The organism is Enterococcus cecorum (genome assembly GCF_052119425.1).
GTDB classification, from domain to species: domain Bacteria; phylum Bacillota; class Bacilli; order Lactobacillales; family Enterococcaceae; genus Enterococcus_E; species Enterococcus_E cecorum_C.
The window spans coordinates 44,205-61,213 of the sequence record NZ_JBQKFH010000005.1 but is presented as its reverse complement, the minus strand read 5'-3'; the positions used below and the strand labels follow the sequence as shown (position 1 = coordinate 61,213).

The 17,009-nt window shown below is 36.5% G+C and carries 17 protein-coding genes and 1 other RNA gene; 14 read left to right on the top strand and 4 right to left on the bottom strand.

The features are described 5' to 3' along the window. The first annotated feature begins 38 nt into the window (after positions 1 to 38). From ACTQZM_RS02095 to trmD, 3 genes are read left to right on the top strand one after another with little or no spacing between them, the layout of a single operon-like run. Positions 39 to 290, top strand: coding sequence for a hypothetical protein (locus ACTQZM_RS02095; RefSeq protein ID WP_016251269.1), 252 nt, complete (start codon positions 39 to 41; stop codon positions 288 to 290). Positions 291 to 314: 24 nt separating this feature from the next. Continuing rightward, complete coding sequence (gene rimM / locus ACTQZM_RS02090; RefSeq protein WP_016251270.1) at positions 315 to 839, top strand: ribosome maturation factor RimM; 525 nt, start codon at positions 315 to 317, stop codon at positions 837 to 839. Then, complete coding sequence (gene trmD, locus ACTQZM_RS02085; RefSeq protein ID WP_026209897.1) at positions 829 to 1,584, top strand: tRNA (guanosine(37)-N1)-methyltransferase TrmD; 756 nt, start codon at positions 829 to 831, stop codon at positions 1,582 to 1,584. Before rimM ends, trmD begins: the two co-directional genes overlap by 11 nt. A 94-nt stretch (positions 1,585 to 1,678) precedes the next feature. On the opposite strand, the gene rplS is transcribed toward trmD, so the two are convergent. Next, complete coding sequence (gene rplS, locus ACTQZM_RS02080; RefSeq protein WP_016251272.1) at positions 1,679 to 2,026, bottom strand: 50S ribosomal protein L19; 348 nt, start codon at positions 2,024 to 2,026, stop codon at positions 1,679 to 1,681. 181 nt (positions 2,027 to 2,207) lie between these two features. On the opposite strand from rplS, the gene ACTQZM_RS02075 reads away from it, so the two are divergent. Continuing rightward, entirely contained in the window at positions 2,208 to 2,489 is a 282-nt protein-coding gene (locus ACTQZM_RS02075; RefSeq protein ID WP_441652745.1) for a hypothetical protein, read from the top strand. A gap of 106 nt (positions 2,490 to 2,595) precedes the next feature. Then, positions 2,596 to 4,080 (top strand): MDR family MFS transporter, encoded by a 1,485-nt coding sequence (locus tag ACTQZM_RS02070; RefSeq protein WP_441652744.1) that lies wholly within the window; start codon positions 2,596 to 2,598, stop codon positions 4,078 to 4,080. Between the two features lie 29 nt (positions 4,081 to 4,109). Here ACTQZM_RS02070 and ACTQZM_RS02065 read toward each other — a convergent pair whose 3' ends face one another. After that, a complete protein-coding gene (locus tag ACTQZM_RS02065; protein WP_441652743.1) occupies positions 4,110 to 4,676 on the bottom strand; it encodes a TetR/AcrR family transcriptional regulator in 567 nt (188 codons plus the stop codon). A 61-nt stretch (positions 4,677 to 4,737) separates the two neighbouring features. Then, complete coding sequence (locus ACTQZM_RS02060) at positions 4,738 to 5,517, bottom strand: glycyl-radical enzyme activating protein (RefSeq protein ID WP_243197980.1); 780 nt, start codon at positions 5,515 to 5,517, stop codon at positions 4,738 to 4,740. Between the two features lie 149 nt (positions 5,518 to 5,666). On the opposite strand from ACTQZM_RS02060, the gene ACTQZM_RS02055 reads away from it, so the two are divergent. The 7 genes from ACTQZM_RS02055 (at position 5,667) to ACTQZM_RS02025 (ending at position 14,146) form a co-directional block, all read left to right on the top strand. Beyond that, on the top strand, positions 5,667 to 6,410 hold the full coding sequence (locus ACTQZM_RS02055) for a DeoR/GlpR family DNA-binding transcription regulator (RefSeq protein WP_171315994.1): 744 nt from the start codon (positions 5,667 to 5,669) through the stop codon (positions 6,408 to 6,410). Between the two features lie 186 nt (positions 6,411 to 6,596). After that, positions 6,597 to 9,038, top strand: a complete 2,442-nt coding sequence (locus ACTQZM_RS02050; RefSeq protein ID WP_441652742.1) for a glycyl radical protein — start codon at positions 6,597 to 6,599, stop codon at positions 9,036 to 9,038. Between the two features lie 24 nt (positions 9,039 to 9,062). Further along, positions 9,063 to 9,743, top strand: a complete 681-nt coding sequence (locus ACTQZM_RS02045) for a fructose-6-phosphate aldolase (protein WP_441652741.1) — start codon at positions 9,063 to 9,065, stop codon at positions 9,741 to 9,743. Between the two features lie 168 nt (positions 9,744 to 9,911). After that, positions 9,912 to 10,037 (top strand): OadG family protein, encoded by a 126-nt coding sequence (locus ACTQZM_RS02040; RefSeq protein ID WP_016251282.1) that lies wholly within the window; start codon positions 9,912 to 9,914, stop codon positions 10,035 to 10,037. Positions 10,038 to 10,046: 9 nt separating this feature from the next. Further along, on the top strand, positions 10,047 to 11,177 hold the full coding sequence (locus tag ACTQZM_RS02035; RefSeq protein WP_171300292.1) for a sodium ion-translocating decarboxylase subunit beta: 1,131 nt from the start codon (positions 10,047 to 10,049) through the stop codon (positions 11,175 to 11,177). A gap of 355 nt (positions 11,178 to 11,532) precedes the next feature. Then, complete coding sequence (locus ACTQZM_RS02030; RefSeq protein ID WP_018345209.1) at positions 11,533 to 12,000, top strand: GAF domain-containing protein; 468 nt, start codon at positions 11,533 to 11,535, stop codon at positions 11,998 to 12,000. A 148-nt stretch (positions 12,001 to 12,148) separates the two neighbouring features. Continuing rightward, positions 12,149 to 14,146 (top strand): glycerophosphodiester phosphodiesterase family protein, encoded by a 1,998-nt coding sequence (locus ACTQZM_RS02025; RefSeq protein ID WP_441652740.1) that lies wholly within the window; start codon positions 12,149 to 12,151, stop codon positions 14,144 to 14,146. 110 nt (positions 14,147 to 14,256) lie between these two features. On the opposite strand, the gene ssrA is transcribed toward ACTQZM_RS02025, so the two are convergent. Next, positions 14,257 to 14,620, bottom strand: a transfer-messenger RNA (tmRNA) gene (gene ssrA / locus ACTQZM_RS02020). Positions 14,621 to 14,841: 221 nt separating this feature from the next. On the opposite strand from ssrA, the gene ACTQZM_RS02015 reads away from it, so the two are divergent. Together ACTQZM_RS02015 and ACTQZM_RS02010 are read left to right on the top strand one after the other, a co-directional pair. Further along, the gene (locus tag ACTQZM_RS02015) at positions 14,842 to 15,561 is read left to right on the top strand and encodes a winged helix-turn-helix domain-containing protein (RefSeq protein ID WP_441652739.1); all 720 of its coding nucleotides are present in this window, start codon (positions 14,842 to 14,844) and stop codon (positions 15,559 to 15,561) included. Continuing rightward, positions 15,558 to 17,003: a sensor histidine kinase gene (locus ACTQZM_RS02010; RefSeq protein ID WP_171302004.1), complete on the top strand. Its 1,446-nt coding sequence runs from the start codon at positions 15,558 to 15,560 to the stop codon at positions 17,001 to 17,003. Before ACTQZM_RS02015 ends, ACTQZM_RS02010 begins: the two co-directional genes overlap by 4 nt. Positions 17,004 to 17,009 lie beyond the last annotated feature (6 nt).

The following is a 17,009-nucleotide window of genomic DNA, read 5'->3' as shown; positions in this document are numbered from 1 at the left end:
GAGCCGGGACAAGATGAAGGATATGAGGAGGGATACTGATGGATTTTTGGATTATGTGTTTTGTGGTTGTGTGTCTTTTCATTGCTTTATTCAAAGTCAAATCTAAATTGCTGAAATTACTATTTTTGATCATCATCCTCTTTTTACTTTGGGTTTATCAGAGTGAATGGATGACGATGGTCCAGCAATTAAAGTCAGGTTCTCCTAAACTCATTGATTTACAGACTTTCAAAGATTGGTTGAATCATGGACTAGAAAAAATAAGACAGTTTGTTTCGCAATATATTTAAAATAGTAAGAAAGGAATGAGAGTAATGACGGAATTTTACAATGTTGGTAAGATTGTGAATACGCATGGTATCCGAGGAGAAGTCCGCGTGATTTCCCAGACAGATTTTCCAGAAGAGCGTTATCAAGTCGGCAATCAACTCACTTTATTTAGGGCTAAACATGAGCCGTTGACACTAACGATTACCAGTCACCGTAAGCATAAAAACTTTGACTTATTAACTTTTGAGGGCTATACGAATGTCAATCAAGTAGAAGCTTTTCGCGATGGCATTTTAAAAGTTTCGAGTGAGGATTTATCTGAATTAGCTGAAGGTGAATTTTACTACCATGAAATTATCGGATTAAGTGTCATTGATGAAAAGGGTGAAGTAATCGGGAAGGTTCAGGAAATTTTATCTCCAGGTGCGAATGATGTGTGGGTAGTCAAACGTCCAGGGAAGAAAGATTTCTTGTTGCCATATATTGAGCCGGTAGTAAAAGAGATTAATGTCGCAGAAGGCTTTGTGAAAGTGGAATTGTTAGAAGGGTTGATGGATGATGAGGATTGATGTCTTAACTCTTTTTCCAAATATGTTTACCAATCCTTTAGGTGAATCGATTATCGGGAAGGCCCAAGAGAAGGATTTGTTAGAGCTTCATGTGCATAATTTCCGTGATTATTCAGACAACAAGCATCAAACCGTTGATGACTATCCATATGGTGGCGGTGCGGGCATGCTTTTGAAGGTTCAGCCCATCTATGATAATTTAAAGGCGATTGAAGCACAAACACCGGATGTCAAGAAGCGAATTATTTTACTTGATCCGGCGGGAAAACCCTTCAATCAAAAAATGGCTGAAGAATTTTCTAAAGAGGAGCAGCTTGTTTTTATTTGTGGTCATTATGAAGGCTATGATGAACGTATTCGAACTTTAGTGACGGATGAAGTTTCTTTAGGGGACTATGTGCTGACCGGGGGCGAACTCGGGGCGATGGTAATGATTGATGCAACAGTCCGCTTATTGCCAGATGTTTTAGGCAATCAAACTTCTGCTCAAACGGATTCACATTCGACCGGGTTGTTAGAGCATCCACAATATACCCGACCAGCGAATTTCAAGGGGATGGAGGTACCGTTTGTCTTAACGAATGGTAATCATAAATTAATAGAAGAATGGCAATTAAAAGAATCATTGCGCAGAACCTATTTACGTCGTCCAGATATGCTTGAAAAATTGGATTTAACCAAACAAATGGCTAAACTACTAGCTGAGGTCAAACAAGAAGAAGCACAAAAAGATATTGAAGAATAAAGAAGGCAAGCGGGTAGGCAGGCTATCCGTTTGTTTTTTTGCTATAGAAAGAAAAAACCACTCACCAAATGGGCAAGTGGTTTGTGTCGATAAATTAACGACGGATTTCTTTAATACGAGCTGCTTTACCGTGTAATGCACGTAAGTAGTAAAGTTTCGCACGACGTACTTTACCGTAACGTACTACTTCGATTTTAGCTACACGAGGTGTGTGTAATGGGAATGTACGTTCAACACCAACACCGTTAGAAATCTTACGTACTGTGTAAGTTTCGCTAATGCCAGCACCACGACGTTTGATTACTACACCTTCAAAAATTTGGATACGTTCACGTGAACCTTCCACAACTTTTGCGTGTACACGTACAGTATCACCAGGACGGAATGCTGGGATGTCTGAACGTAATTGTTCTTGAGTTAATTCTTGAATTAATGGATTCATTTCTTCTTTCTCCTTATACCAAATATTCTTAAGACTTTATAAGGCCCCAGCGGAATATAGTAATTAACGAGCAAACACGCTCAAAAAGTATATTAACATATTTTGCGCAGTGCTGTAAAGAGAAAATTCTTGTCAGACAGATGTTTTTTTGAAAATCTCTAGGCTGTTTCAGAAATAATCAGTGAGAGTTACGACTTTTGTAGCCAACCAAATTCAATTAGCCCAACAACGCTTGAATGATTTGCGTACACAATATCAACTAACCGCCTTTGTATCCTTTAATTATGAAAAAGTTTTATTGCCAGCAGTGGCGGGATATCCTGAGTTGACGATTCCGTTTGTCCAAGTGGAGGGTGAACCGCAGGGCGCTACCTTTATCGGCTTTAAAGAGGAAGATGCTACCTTGCTGCAAATTGGCTATGCTTTTGAACAAGCGACGAAGCTAAGAGTTTTACAATCATAATTTGTTTTAGTACAGCGACTAATCTTTTAAGAAAAAGGTCGTTGTACTATATTTTTGCGCTAATTTTTGCTATGCTAGGAATGTTGATTTTTTTAAGAAGGGAGTTATGATTTTGCGAAAAACAAATGTGGGCCTAGTGACAGTGGCAATTTTTGTGGCGACTTTCATGACGGCGGTAGAAGGGACCATTGTGACGACTGCGATGCCTACCATTGTCGGTTCGTTACACGGGATTGAGTTAATGAACTGGGTCTTTTCGATTTATCTATTAACCAGTGCGATGTTAACCCCAATTTATGGAAAACTAACGGATAAAATTGGCCGCAAACCTGTTTTCATGGTGGGAACTTTGCTTTTTATTATCGGTTCAGCACTCTGTGGCATGAGCTTTAATATGCATACGTTGATTTTAGCGAGGGCTTTACAAGGAATGGGTGCTGGTGCATTAATGCCGGTTTCATTGACTTTGTTGGCGGACCTTTATCCAATTGAACAGCGTACAAAGGTCATGGGTTATAATTCAACGATGTGGGGAATAGCTAGCGTGATTGGGCCATTAGCTGGTGGATTAATTGTTGATACAGTTGGTTGGCATTGGATTTTCTTTATTAATGTGCCAATCGGTTTAGTGCAACTATTCTTAGTTTTTATGAGTTTACATGAAGAAAAACGCGTGCGTGAAACGAAGAAAATGGATCTTTTCGGTAGTGTTGTTTTGATGTTGGTCTTGCTTAGTTTATTAGCTGGTTTCCAATTATTAAGTGATCAAGGATTGGGTTGGCTGGTCATGAGTTGCTTTATTGCTAGTGTGCTATTTTTTGTATTATTCATCTGGGTGGAAAAGCGCGCCGAAGATCCAATTATCACATTTAGTTTGTTTAGAAATCCTTTATTTGTTGGCGTCAATTTAATTGCGGCATTGGTAAGTGGCATCTTAATGGGGGTAGATGTGTATATTCCGATGTGGATGCAAGGTGTATTAGGTTTAGCTGCTGGAATTGGAGGCTTAGTATTAGCACCGATTTCACTATTTTGGGTTGTAGGTACGAATGTGGCCAGTAAAATGATGGCCAAACAATCTATTCAAAAGGTTGTCATGCTTGGCTTGTTGGCGATTCTTGTGACGACGATTGGTTTATTTTTCGCTCCGATGGGGATTGGCGTGTGGTATTTTGTCTTGCTGATGTTCATTTTTGGAATTGGCATGGGGATAGTAATTGTTTCGACAACGGTCTCTGCACAACAAGTTGTACCCAAAAGTCACTTGGGAGAAGCAACTTCATTTAATACCTTGGTTAGAACCATTGGACAAACGGTGATGGTAGCTGTCTTTGGTTTAATCTTTAACTTTATGACCAACCAAGAATTAGATAAGCAACATTTAGCTGGACGCACAGATTTGTTAAACCAATTTGTCAATCCAAAAACGGCGCATCAAGTGGCGAGTCGATTACATGAGATTTTACGAAAAGTGCTTTATGAAGGACTCCATGCGGCATTTTTCGTAGCTATTTTACTGGCAGTGATCAGTATGGTTTGTGTGAAAATTTATATCCGCCATCAAGTGAAATTAGGCGAATTAGAGGAATAAAAAAAGAACGGTTGGCTGACCGTTCTTTTTTATGCACTCATTTGGATTTGTAAGACATATTGCTCGAATTGGTGCTTAAAGCTATCAAAATAAAGAGCAGCTGGCACTTTTTGCGACTTTTTCCATTCATAGGCCATACCGATTAATAGCCAACTGGTTGAAGTGGTTAAAATTTCACTTTCTGGTGTGCATAATGGTTTTGGAATCGCCCGTTGTAAAATCAGTTGCAAATCTTCTCTTAATACAGGGCTGGTATAAAAACTCAAGGCTTCGACATAGTTCTTCTTGCAGATGCTAGCCATATCGGTATGAAAATCAGCCAAAATTAAGAAAATCTTCTTTAATAACTCTAAAGAAAAAGGCTCGTCTGGTAGAATTTGTTCTTGAATTTGAGCGAGTAAAGTTTCTTTAGTAATCATGTCTAGCAAGTGATATTTATCAGTAAAATAATTATAAAAAGTGGCTCGATTGATTTGTGCTTGATTGGTTATATCGGCAATTTTGATTTTTTCTAAACTTTTTTGATGCAATAAAGTAATGAAGGCCTCGATGATTTGTTGGCGTGTTTTTTTACTGCGAATATCAATAGTTGTCATGACGTTCATCCTTTCTTTTTTTCATTATATCAAGAATGGATGAATTTACCAAAAAAATGCTTTAGCGCACAAGACAAGTAATTCCTGCTTTTTCAAAGATTTTTTGATGTTCTAAGAGATCTTCTGTGTGTAGTTGGCTGACCTTAGCTAGACGATAGGGACGGTTGAGCTGTTCATATTTTTTTTCACCAAATTGATGGAAAGGAAGTAGCTCAATATTTTGCACACCATATAAAGTAAATAATTTTGCAAATTCTTTAGCATCTTCCAGGCTATCATTGTATCCTGGAATAATCGGAATCCGCACAATGATTTGATGATGCTGGATGGCATAACTGAGATTTTGCAAGATGATATCTTGTTTAACCCCCGTACCTTGGCGATGCTTTTCGTTATCATAATGTTTAATGTCAAAATAAATTAAATCAACATACTGTGCGATTTCTTGAAAGGTATCTGCTTTACAATATCCAGTCGTTTCTATAGCGGTATGGATATTTTGGGCTTTTAAGGCTTTGAGTAAATCGAGGGCAAAATCAGCTTGAAACAAGACTTCTCCACCGGATAGTGTAACGCCACCACCTGATTCTTGGTAAAAAGGAAGGTCTTTTAATACTTCTTCCATAATTTGGTCGACTGTTTGCATTTTACCAACCGTTTGCATTTTTTTCTTTTGAGGATGAAACATTTCTTCAGGATGGGCATTTTGAGATTCTGGATTGGCACACCAATAGCATCGTAATGGACAACCTTTGAAAAATACGACAGAGCGAATCCCAGGACCATCATGTAGACTAAATTTTTGAATATTGAAAATACAAGCTTGTTTAACTGAACGCATCATAGTATCCCTTCTTTCTTTCATGTTTATCTTAACACAATAAACTTCAAACGTAAATATAATTTGTTTCAAATGAAATGTGATATCTGTAAATTGAAAGGCATGCTGGTTTATGTTATGCTAGATTTGCCTGAGAAAGGATGAGGTTGATGACTAGAGAAGAAGAAATTATTGCGATTGTTAGTGAAAAGAAAAAAATAGAAGTCAATGAATTGGCTGATTTATTAAAAGTCTCACGGGTCACGATTCGAAAAGATTTAGATAAATTAGAAAGTCGGGGAATTTTGCATCGCCAACATGGTTTTGCCGTATTAAATAATCAAGATGATATCAATTATCGCCTGGCTATTAATTATGACTTGAAGCGTAAAATTGCTAAAAAAGCTGCTGAATTAGTAAAAGATGGCGAGATGGTGATGATTGAATCAGGATCGACTTGTGCACTTCTAGCAGAAGAATTAGCATATAATAAAAATGATGTGACGATTATTACCAATTCTTGTTTTATTGCTTCTTATGTACGTAAGGCAGATAGTGTCAAAATTATTTTGCTTGGTGGAGAATATCAAAAAGATTCGCAAGTCAATGTGGGGCCGCTTGTCAAAAAAGTAATCAGTGAATTTCGAGTAGATAAACTATTTGTTGGGATTGATGGCTTTGATCGTGCACGTGGTTTTACTGGTAGTGATATCACTCGAGCGGATACTGCCAACGCGATGATGCAAAGTGCCAATCAAACCATTGTGCTTACTGATTCCACCAAGTTTGAACAAATGGGTGTCATTTCTGAATTTAATTTTGCCGATATTTCGCATGTGTATACGGATGCGGGAATTGATGAAGCAACCATTCACTTTTTAAATGAGCAAGACATCCAGGTTGCGACAGTCTAAAATAAATGAGTTTTGTCTAAGTAGGTCTAGTTTCGCTAGTTTTACTTAGACTTTTTTTATTAGTTTAAGTTTTTAACTTTCATTCGTAAATATTTAAAGTTTCATTTGACAAATTGTGAAAAGATGTGCTATATTATGTGCGTAAGAAATAAATAAAGGTTTCAAATGAAGAAAAGAGGGATTTATATGTCAACTGCTGTAGCGACGCAAGATCATGTTAATCGTAAACATTTTGGAGATTTAACCCCACGGATGAATCAATATCGTGAAGAAGTTTTAGACAAGAAGCCTTATATTTGTGCAGAGCGCGCGATTTTAGCTACTGAAAGCTATAAACGGCATCAAAACGAACCTAATCTTTTGAAACGTGCCTATATGTTACAAAATATTTTGGAGCACATGAGTATTTATATTGAAGATGAGACCTTAATTGTAGGAAATCAAGCAAAATCCAATAAAGATGCACCGATTTTTCCAGAATACACCCTCGAATTTGTCTTGAATGAATTGGATACTTTTGAAAAACGTGATGGCGATGTTTTCTATATTACAGAAGAAACCAAAGAACAATTACGTTCCATTGCGCCATTTTGGGAAAATAATAATCTAAGAGCTAGAGCCGGTGCGATGTTGCCAGAAGAAGTAAAAGTTTATATGGAATCAGGATTTTTCGGTATGGAAGGTAAGATGAATTCTGGAGATGCCCATTTAGCCGTGAATTACGAAAAAGTCTTAAAATATGGATTACGCGATTTTGAAGAACGAACGAAAAAAGCTAGAGCAGCATTAGACTTAACCAAACCAGAAAATATCCATAAGTATCATTTTTACCGCGCTGTATTAATTGTAATTGATGCGGTAAGAAGCTATGCTATGCGTTTTAGTCAATTAGCTAAAGAAAAAGCTGTACAAACACAAGATGCGAAACGTAAGTCTGAATTACTTGAAATTAGTCGTATTTGTGCGAAAGTACCATATGAAAAAGCTGAAACATTCCATGAAGCGATTCAATCTGTTTGGTTTATCCAATTAATTTTGCAAATTGAATCGAACGGACATTCCTTATCTTATGGTCGTTTTGATCAATATATGTATCCTTATTACTGCCATGATATTGACGCAGGAATAATATCTGAAGACCAAGTTGTTGAATTATTAACTAACCTTTGGATTAAAACCCTAACGATTAATAAAGTTCGTAGCCAAGCCCATACTTTCAGCAGTGCAGGTAGTCCTTTATACCAAAATGTAACAATTGGTGGCCAAACAACAGATAAAAAAGATGCAGTGAATGATTTATCTTTCTTAGTATTGCGAAGTGTTGCTCAAACACGTTTGCCACAACCAAATTTGACGGTGCGCTATCATAAAAATTTAAATCCGAAATTTATGAATGAAGCGATTGAAGTAATGAAACTCGGCTTTGGTATGCCAGCTTTTAACAATGATGAAATTATTATTCCATCTTTTATCAAGTTTGGTGTCAAAGAAGAGGATGCTTACAATTATAGTGCGATTGGTTGTGTAGAAACAGCTGTACCTGGAAAATGGGGTTATCGTTGTACCGGTATGAGCTATATCAATTTTGCTAAGATATTGATGATTACGATGAATGATGGGATTGATCCTGTTAGCCGTAAACGTTATGCACAAGGTCATGGCCATTTTACCCAAATGCAAAGTTTTGATGATTTGCTTCAAGCTTGGGATCAGACTTTACGTGAATTAACCAAAATGAGTGTCATTGTCGAAAACGTGGTCGATTTAGCGATTGAAAGTGAAGTTCCTGATATTTTATGTTCGGCTTTGATAGATGATTGTATTGCACGTGGTTTAACCTTAAAAGAAGGCGGTGCAGTCTATGATTATATTTCTGCTTTACAGATTGGTATTGCGAATTTAGCTGATTCTTTAGCTGCAATTAAAAAGCTTGTCTTTGAAGAAAAGAGATTTACGACTGAACAATTATGGGATGCGTTGATTCATGATTGGCAAGGAGAAGAGAATGAAAAAATCCGTGAATTGATTATTGAAGAGGCGCCAAAATATGGCAATGATGAAGATTATGTTGATCAATTAGTTCATGATGCTTATGAAGTATATATTGATGAAATCAAAAAATATCCAAATACTCGTTATGGTCGTGGCCCAATTGGTGGTATTCGTTACTCAGGTACTTCTTCTATTTCTGCAAATGTTGGTCAAGGAAAAGGCACGATGGCTACTCCAGATGGTCGAAAAGCATGGAGCCCATTAGCTGAAGGTTGCTCACCATCACATAATATGGATCAGCACGGCCCCACTGCAGTCTTAAAATCAGTGGCTAAACTGCCAACGGAAGATATCTTAGGTGGTGTGCTCTTAAATCAAAAAGTGAATCCGCAAACATTAGCCAAGGAAGAAGATAAACAAAAATTGATTATGTTATTACGTACTTTCTTTAATACTTTGAAAGGCTATCATATTCAATATAATGTCGTCTCAAGAGAAACTTTATTAGATGCGCAAAAACATCCTGAAAAACACCGTGACTTAATTGTGCGGGTTGCGGGTTATTCAGCTTTCTTTAATGCCTTATCTAAAGCAACTCAAGATGATATTATTGCACGTACTGAACATGTCATTTAAAACTTGTAACTGAAGGTGAAAAAAATGGAACTATTATTAGATACTGCCAATTTAGAACAAATTCAAAAATATGTAGATACTTTACCAATTGATGGGGTAACCAGTAATCCATCCATCATTAAAAAAGAAGGAAAAATCGATTTTTTTGAACATTTACGCCAAATTCGGCAAATCATTGGCAAAAATCGTACCTTACATGTCCAAGTGGTTGCGACGGACTATGAAGGGATGTTGGCTGATGCGAAAAGAATCTTAAAAGGAGTGGATGATCAAGTCTATATTAAAGTACCAAGTAATGAGGTCGGCTTTAAAGTAATGAAAGAGTTGAAACGTCAAGGAATTCATATCACAGCCACGGCAATTTATACAGAATTTCAAGGGTTGTTGGCCATTCATGCAGGGGCGGATTATCTAGCACCTTATTATAATCGGATGGAAAATTTAAACATTGAGGCTAGTTTAGTGATTCAAAATCTTGCAGCTGAGATAAAGCGGGTTCATGCTGACAGTAAAATCTTAGCGGCTAGTTTTAAAAATGTCAGCCAAGTGTTACAGGCTATCAATCAAGGGGCTCAAGCTGTTACGATTGGTCCAGATGTTGTCGCTCAAGCCTTTAGTATGCCATCTATCCAAAAAGCTATTGATGATTTCTCACAAGATTGGCAAAGCATCTATCAAGATAGCTACATTCATGACTTATCATAATTGAAAATGAATCATTAACGGACATGCACCTTGTTTTCACCAAGCAAGGTGCATGTTTATTTTTTTGTTTTATGTGAAAAATTTCTTATTTATCAGTCAAATGATTGAAACTGTGTTATACTATAGTTAATAGAAAGCGCTATCAAAAAGTAGTAAGAAGGTGAGTGTATGTATGGATTAGGCGATATTCTATTTTTAACGCTCTTTGCAATGCTTGTGGTTTTTGTTGTCTTGCTAGGCATCTGGGGGCTAATGGTCGTGATGAGTAAAATCTTAAATCAAGGTGGAAAGTAGGGTGAGCATATGTCAGCAATTGTTCAACAAATGATTGAAACTTCAGGAATAGCCAATTTAACGCTGCAAAATGGAATCATGATTTTATTAGCGTGTTTCTTTTTATATTTGGGAATTAAAAAGAAATATGAGCCGTATTTAATGATTCCGATTGCCTTTGGGATGTTGTTAGTGAATTTACCTTTAGCTAATCTTATGGCCGGTGCTACCAATGGTCAACCAGGTGGCTTATTACATTATTTATATTTGGGTACGGAATTAGGGATTTATCCGCCATTAATCTTTTTATGTTTAGGAGCAGCGACAGATTTTGAACCCTTGCTTGCCAATCCTTACACGATTCTTTTAGGGGGAGCTGCCCAGTTTGGTATTTTTGCGGCCTTTTTCTTAGCAATTTTGTTTCATATGTCGCCACAAGAAGCGGCATCCATTGGCATTATTGGTGGGGCAGATGGTCCGACAGCAATCTTTTTAACCAGTCGTCTAGCACCAAATCTATTACCCGCCATCGCTTTAGCTGCTTATTCTTATATGGCGTTGGTGCCAATTATTCAACCACCGATTATTCGTGCACTAACTACAGAAAAAGAACGCCAATGTCCAATGAAAGTCACCCGTAAAGTGAGTCAAAAAGAAAAAATTATCTTTCCAATCGCTGTGACTATTTTTGTCAGTCTATTAGTTCCTAGTGCTACGACATTGATTGGTTGCTTGATGTTAGGAAATCTAATTCGTGAAGTCAAATTAGTACCGAAATTATCTGAAGTCTTACAAAATGTCTTTATGTATATTATCACCGTTATTTTAGGTTTAACAGTTGGTGCCAAGGCAGAAGGAAATTTATTCTTATCCAAAACGACCTTAATTATCATTATGCTTGGGTTGATCGCTTTTGCAGTCGGCACCGCTTCAGGGGTATTGATGGGCAAACTAATGTATTATGTGACAAAAGGAAAAGTAAACCCAATGATTGGTGCAGCAGGGGTATCAGCCGTTCCAATGGCAGCGCGTGTAGTTCATTTAGAAGGTCAAAAAGCCAATCCTCATAACTATTTATTGATGTATGCGATGGGACCAAATGTTGCCGGAGTTATTGGTTCAGCCGTAGCAGCCGGTGTTTTACTAGCATTCTTCCAATAATGAATGTTCAATAAGTGACGTGTTGCTGTGAAACAAATTTTTATAGTGAAACAAGGTGAAAAAATAAAACGCTTTTTGCGAAATAATCCGTATGAAATTGCGTCAAATAAGCATTCTTATATTTTCATTTTTTTGAGGATAACTCACGTAAACAGTTTTACTTGTTGATATACAAATGTTTGTTCTACTTTAAAAACGGATGATATCAACACGTCAAGGAAAAATTTTATCTTCCCAAAAAATTGTGAAACAAAAATTCCGATTTTTTTTGAATGATGTGGATAACTCAAAAAGATTTTCTTTTCAGATTCCTTATGGTAAAGTATCATTATGGAAAATGAAAGGGGCAGCGTGTATGTGGTCAAAAGAAGAAAAACGTGAAGCTTATGAGTTATTATTGCTTCAACAAAAAGGCTTATTAGAGATTGAAAGTAATTGGATTGCAAATTTGAGTAATTCATCTGCTTTATTAAATGAAACATTAAAGGAAACGGTATTTGCCGGTTATTATCTTTTTGATGGACAAGAATTAATTTTAGGACCATTTCAAGGGAGAGTTTCTTGTACGAGAATTCAAATGGGCAAAGGTGTTTGTGGAGAATCTGCGCAAAAGGAAGAAACATTAATCGTCCCTAATGTCAAAGAGCATGAGAATTATATTTCTTGTGATTCTGCAGCAATGTCTGAAATTGTCGTGCCAATGGTTAAAGACGGCAAATTAATCGGTGTACTGGATATCGATAGTTCTAAAATTGGGATGTATGATGAAATCGATCAAGAATTTTTAGAACAATATGTCGCGATTCTTTTAGATAGTTTATAATGAAAGCTTCAAATCGGCTTCTTTTCTAGAGTTTAGAGAAGAAGCCGTTTATTTTATTAAGATTTGTTTAGAATGAAATAACATCTATTCACATACCATTTGGAAAGTTTTATACTGATTCATAGTGAAGAAAAGATGGTATTAAATCATGAAAAATAAAAAAATTATCGGTGGTGTAACGCTTGCTATTATCCTAATCGGCTTGCTTATTTATTGTTATGCAGATGATATTTATCTTGCTTTACATCCACCTAAAGAAGAGCATGTTTTTAAAACAAAACCAGATGCGATGATTCCTCAATTAGCACAGCAGCTAGGTTTAGCCAATGCTACCCAAATGGATGGTTTAGCCAATCAAGCGGTGAAAGTCTATAATCATCAGTCGCAATCTAAAAATGGCTATTTTGAAAGTTATATCGAAATTCCGGTTAGCCAACAGAGTCGCTTTGTCTCAATGGTCTTTTATCAAAAAAACAGTAAAGATTATTACGAGATTCCAGCTAGGAAATTATCTGATACGACTTATTATATTCAAACAGAATTTTTTTCTCAGCATCCAAAAACAAAATGGCGCCAAGGGGTTTTGCTTTCGGGAATGTTGATGGAGTATGAGTATTTTCCAATTCAAGATCATTTCAAAGTAAAAAATTATCGTCAACCAAAGCCATCATTCTATCCGAGCCTTCAGTTAGCTTATCCTCAACCAATGCATTTGATTAAAGAGAAACGATTGAAAAGGATAGTCCAAAGAGAAAGAAAATCGCAAAAACATGAATTAATGGCGCATCATTTAACAGATTTTTCTTTAGCTGATTTTGAACATCAAGAACGAAATAGCATTGAGACTATGTATTTTGACTATACGAAGATTGATGATGGAAAGATTCAGATGGATTTCAACTTTACTTATCCATTATTAAAAAAAGTTTCTTATCAAATAGCGATGTTCAGTCAGGAAAATGGCTTGGATGATGTCAAAAATTATCCATTAAAACAAACAGGACCAAAGCATTTATCTTTATATTTTACGAACCATGATCATAATCGCTATGAGACGGGGTATTATACTGGCTATATTCAAAGAAATACGCCAATTCAGTCGCAAGTTAGTTTCATTAGCAAGCAATTTTTCATTCCTAAATATATTTTGAAAACCATTAGTTACAAAATGAAGAAAATAGATGGTCCTCGTGGTATTTATGCGCTACAATTAAAGTTAAATAAGAATGAGCGTATTTTGCAAGCACGTTTTGCAGTATGGACGGCTAGAGGCAATCAAGATGACTTGCAGTGGTATACAGTTAATTCGCCAAATCAACAAGGAATTTTTGAAGTGATGATTGATACGCGAAGAGTTCATTTTGATGGCAAGGAAATTGATAGTCTAGTAGATGTTGAGATAGACCAAACTGGAACACAAAGGATGGGTGAAATGAAAGATAAGGTATCGAAAAATCGAGTGGCTATGTATGTCAATCATCGGGGCAATCATCAATATGCACCGGAAAATTCATTGCCAGCTTTTAAGCAAACAAAATATGAAGCGATTGAGACAGATATTCATTTAACGGCCGATCAACAGTGGGTGATTATGCACGATGATTCATTAGATCGTACAAGTAACGGTAGAGGGAAATTGGGCTTATTTACTTACCAACAACTTCTTCAATTTCGTTTAATTGGTATTGGTGAGCAACACTATGTCTATGCGGAGTTAAAAATTCCGACTTTGGCAGAGTTTTTGGCAATTTGTCAAAGTAAGCAAAAAATTCCGGTCATTGAGATTAAAGATAAAGAAATAAACGAGGCTGCTTATCAACATTTGGTGCAAATGGTGCGTGAAGCTGGTTTTGGTTTGACTGCTAGATTTATTTCGTTTCATTATGAACCCTTAAAAGTAATCAAACAAATCATGCCCGAAGCTGCGGTGATGTATTTGGATAAAGATATCACGGCAAGTAATATCAAAAAAGCCAAACACTTAGGAACGCGAGCTGGTTTAAATATTAAATGGCAAAATCTAACTTACGAAAAGGTAGCTCAAGCCAAAGCTGCTGGTCTACAAGTTGGTGTCTGGACTGTTCCTGTAAGTCAATATTGGCAAATGGAACAAATGGGTGTGGATTACATTACAACGGATGATTAGTCATACAAAAAGAGCGTTTCTTCCAATCGCGTTGAGGCGCTCTTAACTTGTATATAAAGAAAAAAAGCATTGAGCAATCTCAACGCTTTTTTAGTACATTTAAAAAATACCTATGGAGGCGGTGGGAGTCGAACCCACGTCCAAACATATCGCCACCCAAAAATCTACGCTCATAGTCAGTTCTATTTAAAGTTCATTTGAGAAGATGCCGAGTGACAGGCCCCTTAACAAACTAGTCTGACAATCTCTTTAATCAAAAACAGACGGAATTTGATTACGTATCCCACTTAGAATAAGACCCGGGAAAAGCACATGGGCGATGCTTAGCGGATCACGCTTGCTGTTTTTTAGGCAGCTAAAGCGTAAGAATTGTTTGTTTTTGCAGTTATATTTAACTGTAACGTTTTAACGTAGACGTAACCTACGAAGCGCAATTCAGGCCCGAACTATGCCTGTCGAATCCGTAACGCCCCCTCAATAAAAATAAGAGGGTGCCACTTACATAAAAAAGTATAGCATAACTTCTTTTAATATCAAAGAAAAAACCTTGAAAAGTTTAATATTATTTTAAGAGACTGCTATTTAAGCATGATTTAAGGTAAATAATAGATGATTATTGTGAGGAAAACTATCGAATTAATATGATTTGCGTTATAATGATTTCAGAGAACAAACGAATACTAGAGGTGAAAAATATGCAAATATTAATGATTGAAGATAATGAATCAGTGGCAGAAATGATGCAAATGTTCTTTATCAATGAAGGCTGGGAAGCAACGTTTAAATATGATGGCAAAGAGGGATTGGATGCTTTTTTAGCAGAGCCTGACAAATACGATATTATCACATTGGATTTAAACTTACCTAGTATGGACGGCATGCTTGTCGCTAAAGAAATTCGTAAAGTTTCTAATACGGTGCCAATTATTATGCTTACAGCGCGTGATTCTGAAAGTGATCAAGTGATTGGACTAGAGATTGGGGCAGATGATTATGTGACGAAACCATTTAGTCCACTTACTTTAATTGCTAGAATCAAGGCTTTACATCGTCGTAGTGAGCTAGTTGAAAAAGTGAGTGGAAAAAGTGATGAGACGGATGATTTTGAAATTGCTACTAAACATTTCAAAATGAATACGAAAACACGTGAAGCTTATTTGAATAATGAGCCGATTGATGGATTAACGCCTAAAGAATTTGATTTGCTTTATACGATGGCCAAAAAACCACGTCAAGTCTTTACACGTGAACAACTTCTTGAATTAGTTTGGAATTATGAGTATTTTGGCGATGAACGAACAGTGGATGCGCATATCAAGAAATTGCGTCAAAAAATTGAAAAAGTTGGTCCCCAAGTTATTCAAACAGTTTGGGGAGTCGGTTATAAATTTGATGATTCAGGGTTAGAAGCATGAAATATTTATATCAACAATTAATTGCCTTTTGGACCGTCATTGCGATTACTTTTATTTTGACAGGATTTGCGTTTATTCAATTAACGAGACACACCATCGAGCAAAATAACTATCAACAATTATACGGTTATGCCAAGGCAGTAGAGAAAATTTCCAAAAGTTTTAATAATGTCTTTGCCGGTGATCAGAGTCAATATCGCATTGTTCAGAATGCCTTGAATCTATCTGAAGCAGTATTAAATCAGCAAAGTGTCAATTTCGTTTTTGTGAATTCCCAACAAGAAGTGCTCTATCCAGATAGCAATGCTTCCGTAAAACCACCGATTACCAAAAAACAATGGCAGCAACTCACCCAAGGACAAGTGCAACAAGCAACTTTGGAAAGAGATATTTTTGGTCAAAAGAATATGACTTCCTATGAAATGGTGCCTTTTTTATTAAATGATGAGTTTGGAGTTTTGATTGTCAGTCGACCGGCGAAAAATGTGGAAGAGACGGTCAATGAGTTTACTAGCAATTTAATCAAAGGCTTCATTGTTTCAGGAATCGTGGCATTTATCATTAGCTATTTCTATGCAAGTTTTCAAGTGCGGCGGATTAATCGCATGAAAAAAGCCACGAAAGAAGTTGCGAGTGGGCATTTTGATATTGTCTTACCGGTTCATAATCGGGATGAGTTTGATGAATTAGCTGCTGATTTTAATAAGATGACTGATTCATTGAAACAATCCCAAGAAGAAATTGAACGACAAGAAGAACGACGCAAACAATTTATGGCAGATGCTTCTCATGAAATGCGTACTCCTTTGACGACGATTAATGGACTGTTAGAAGGTTTTGCATATGGGGCAATTCCGGAAAGCCAAAAAGAGAAAGCCATTGCCTTAATGAAAAATGAGACCGAGCGTTTAATTCGGTTAGTTACTGAAAATCTTGACTATGAAAAGATTCGAACCAATCAGATTTCTATGGTGATTAAGAAATTTAACGCAACAGAAGTATTTGAAAATCTATTTACGCAATTGGAAAGTAAAGCAGAACAAGTGAATGACCAGCTGATTTTAGAAACTAAACAACCTGTGGAAGTTTATGCTGATTATGACCGTTTTGTTCAAATAATGGTAAATATATTGCAAAATGCCATTCAATTTACGGAAAATGGTACAATCACGGTTAGCTTAGAAAAAGGCTATCTAGAAACAATCATTAAGATAAGTGATACTGGAATCGGCATGTCTGAAGAACAGCTGAAAAATATCTGGGATCGTTACTATAAAGCTGATCCATCTAGAAAGAATAAAAAGTTTGGTGAATCTGGGTTAGGACTTTCTATTGTCGAACAGTTAGTGAAGTTGCATAAAGGCCAAATTCAGGTTGAATCTGAGTTAGGAAAAGGAACAACTTTTATCATCTCTTTACCGGATGTCGATATGGAGCAATAAAAAAAG

Coding starts and splice junctions, on each gene's coding strand:
- ACTQZM_RS02095 (WP_016251269.1), top strand. CDS start 39: ATGGATTTTTGGATTATGTGTTTTGTGGTTGTGTGTCTTTTCATTGCT.
- rimM (WP_016251270.1), top strand. CDS start 315: ATGACGGAATTTTACAATGTTGGTAAGATTGTGAATACGCATGGTATC.
- trmD (WP_026209897.1), top strand. CDS start 829: ATGAGGATTGATGTCTTAACTCTTTTTCCAAATATGTTTACCAATCCT.
- rplS (WP_016251272.1), bottom strand. CDS start 2,026: ATGAATCCATTAATTCAAGAATTAACTCAAGAACAATTACGTTCAGAC.
- ACTQZM_RS02070 (WP_441652744.1), top strand. CDS start 2,596: ATGATTTTGCGAAAAACAAATGTGGGCCTAGTGACAGTGGCAATTTTT.
- ACTQZM_RS02065 (WP_441652743.1), bottom strand. CDS start 4,676: ATGACAACTATTGATATTCGCAGTAAAAAAACACGCCAACAAATCATC.
- ACTQZM_RS02060 (WP_243197980.1), bottom strand. CDS start 5,517: ATGCGTTCAGTTAAACAAGCTTGTATTTTCAATATTCAAAAATTTAGT.
- ACTQZM_RS02055 (WP_171315994.1), top strand. CDS start 5,667: ATGACTAGAGAAGAAGAAATTATTGCGATTGTTAGTGAAAAGAAAAAA.
- ACTQZM_RS02050 (WP_441652742.1), top strand. CDS start 6,597: ATGTCAACTGCTGTAGCGACGCAAGATCATGTTAATCGTAAACATTTT.
- ACTQZM_RS02045 (WP_441652741.1), top strand. CDS start 9,063: ATGGAACTATTATTAGATACTGCCAATTTAGAACAAATTCAAAAATAT.
- ACTQZM_RS02040 (WP_016251282.1), top strand. CDS start 9,912: ATGTATGGATTAGGCGATATTCTATTTTTAACGCTCTTTGCAATGCTT.
- ACTQZM_RS02035 (WP_171300292.1), top strand. CDS start 10,047: ATGTCAGCAATTGTTCAACAAATGATTGAAACTTCAGGAATAGCCAAT.
- ACTQZM_RS02030 (WP_018345209.1), top strand. CDS start 11,533: ATGTGGTCAAAAGAAGAAAAACGTGAAGCTTATGAGTTATTATTGCTT.
- ACTQZM_RS02025 (WP_441652740.1), top strand. CDS start 12,149: ATGAAAAATAAAAAAATTATCGGTGGTGTAACGCTTGCTATTATCCTA.
- ACTQZM_RS02015 (WP_441652739.1), top strand. CDS start 14,842: ATGCAAATATTAATGATTGAAGATAATGAATCAGTGGCAGAAATGATG.
- ACTQZM_RS02010 (WP_171302004.1), top strand. CDS start 15,558: ATGAAATATTTATATCAACAATTAATTGCCTTTTGGACCGTCATTGCG.